This window comes from Candidatus Symbiopectobacterium sp. NZEC135 (assembly GCF_025962695.1).
On the sequence record NZ_JAGFPF010000324.1, the window covers coordinates 1 to 1,777 of the forward strand.

The 1,777-nt window shown below is 44.2% G+C and carries 2 protein-coding genes; both read left to right on the forward strand.

From position 1 onward, the window contains the following. A partial coding sequence (locus tag J5224_RS26445; protein ID WP_264628143.1) for a helix-turn-helix domain-containing protein occupies nucleotides 1-201 on the forward strand: 201 nt, incomplete at its 5' end. After that, on the forward strand, nucleotides 194-1,777 hold a 1,584-nt coding region (gene sctC / locus J5224_RS26450), incomplete at its 3' end, for a type III secretion system outer membrane ring subunit SctC (protein ID WP_264628144.1). The genes J5224_RS26445 and sctC, both read left to right, overlap by 8 nt.

Sequence of the window (1,777 nt, forward strand, 5' to 3'; positions counted from 1 at the left end):
ACCTGTGGACCGAAAAAACAGCTCAGAGTGTGGCGAGCTGCCTACAGTGCGCTGCAACTGATTGAGAATGATGAGTCGATTGCTACCGTGGCCTGGAATAACGGTTATGCATCATCATCTCATTTCTCCACGGAAATCAAAACACTTTTTGGTATAACCCCAAGGGAATTCAAAAATTTGGAAGGCTTTCTGAATGAATAGAATAGGTAAAATGGATTTTTATCTACTAGGGGTTGTTATAGGAATCAGCATGGTTTTTCCTGTATCGGGTGCGTTGCCGATAGAGAGCATGACACAGAATGATGAAATAAACAGCAGGGACGCTTTTTCAGCTGATAACACAACGACGTATGTTGCTAATAATAATAGCGTCCAGCAACTTTTTTATGTGCTCGGTGGGGTATTGAAAAAACCTGTTATTGTCAGCGTGGAAGCTGCTAAAAAACGTATTTCAGGTAATTTTGATTTGACGAACCCGCGCCAGTTATTAAATATGTTATCGGCCCGTATAGCCTTGATCTGGTATGACGATGGCAGTTCGATTTATGTCTACGATGTCAATGAGATGCAGAGCCGCGTAATCAAGCTGGCCTATGCTTCGTTTAATCGCCTGGAGGCCTACTTACAATCGACGGGATTATATGACGATCGTTTCCCACCGCGGTCTCACAGTGGTTCCGGTTCGTTTTATCTATCGGGACCGCCCGTTTATGTTGAACTCGTGGCAGCAGCGGCAAAGTATATTGATAGTACCTACTCTCAGCCAGGTGCTGGAGAGAACGTTATCAGGGTAATCAAGTTGAAAAATACCTTTGTTAACGATCGGGCATATTCACTGCGAGATACGCCAATCACTATTCCGGGGGTGGCGACGGTACTCAATCAATTGCTCAACAGCAGGAAGAGTCATAATAGTGCCAATATAACGCTATCTGGTGAGCCAGATGCCATTGAAAATGACATGCGCTACACCCAGGATGGTGGATATATTCGCCAAATGAGAAACCTACTTCCGTCAACAGGAGACAATTATAGCCAGCGACCCCGTCAAGATGAGGCATTCAACGGCGTGGAGGGTAATGCAATAAATATTGTTGCGTATACCGATACCAATAGTTTACTGATCCAGGGTAGTGAAAAACAGGTTGCCTTTGTGGACGATATTATTCGTGCGATAGATATTGCCAAACAGCAAATCCAACTTTCACTCTGGATTATCGACATCTCGAAAAATGATGTAGAAACCTTAGGGGTAGCGTGGCAAGGTCAGGCAAGTATAGGAAATGTTGGTATTAATTTTAATGGCGCTACAAGCGCATTGAATCCAACCAATAGTATGAATTTTCTAACAAAAGTCAGTGCGCTGGTTGAGAAGGGAAATGCACAAGTGGTTTCTCGGCCAGAGCTTCTTACCCAGGAAAATGTCCCAGCGTTGTTTGATAATAATAGCAGTTTCTATACCCGATTATTGGGAGAACGTTACTCATCATTAGAGAAAGTGACATTTGGCACGATGATCAGTGTTATTCCTCGTTTAGGGAAACAAAGCCAGGAAATTGAGATGATACTCAATATCCAGGATGGAAAAATACCGCAAGTTAATGGCGTCACGGAGAGTATTGATACGTTGCCCGTTGTGAACAATACGCAAATCAGTACCACAGCCCGTGTTCCGATGGGCTACAGCCTGTTGATTGGCGGTTACAGTCGCGAACAGGATGAGCTGCGTGGTGCTGGTATTCCATTGCTCAAAGATATCCCACTAGTGGGAAAGCTG